General features: G+C 74.0%; 1 protein-coding gene. It reads right to left on the reverse strand.

All coding sequences use genetic code 11. From position 1 onward, the window contains the following. Positions 1-124: 124 nt before the first annotated feature. Positions 125-703: HNH endonuclease signature motif containing protein (locus ACWDR7_RS07655; protein ID WP_449854328.1), on the reverse strand; the 579-nt coding region annotated here is incomplete at its 5' end.

The following is a 703-nucleotide window of genomic DNA, read 5'->3' on the forward strand; positions in this document are numbered from 1 at the left end:
CCCGCCGCGTCTCCGCCAGGGTCCCGACGGTCCGTGTCTCCGCCAGGGGCGGCCGGCCCTTCGCGCCTACGCCCCAGCGGCAACCGCGCGCGGTGGGCGTCCTTCGGTGGTCGCCCACGGTGGTTCAGAAGGGGGCGGGATCGGGCGCCCCACCGGCGACGCTCGCGGCGGCGGAACCGTCGCCGGGTTGCGCGGAACCGTCACCGGGCAGTGCGGTCTCAACGAACCGCACGCCCGATGTCGGTCGGCCGGTGTAGTGGTGGCCGAGGGGGCTGGTCCATTCGAGTTCTCCCCCGCCGAGATGTCGCACCTGCCAGGGCGAGTGGTGTTTGAGCATGTGATGTCGCTTGCACAGGGTCTCGAGGTTGGTCACGTCGGTGGGCCCGCCGCGAGAGTGCGGGTGGATGTGGTCGGCGTCGCACCGTCGGGCGGCTTGCCGGCAACCGGGGAAGCGGCAGTGCTCGTCGCGGGCCCGGAGGAACCGCCGCTGCGCCGCAGTTGGCGTGTAGTGATCGACGGTCAGCAGCACCCCCGTGTCGGGGTTGAGGAACAGCCGCTCCCACGCGGTGGCCTCGGCGGCGAGGCGGCGGGCTGTGGCCGGTTCGATCGGCTCCCCGCCCGCCGTGGGGACGCCGCTCGGGCGATCGACTCCTGCAGGCCCCGGTAGACCTCGGGGCTCGTCCACGCCGGCTCCCACGGCTGC

The sequence above is a fragment of the Microbacterium sp. NPDC003461 genome (assembly GCF_053588335.1).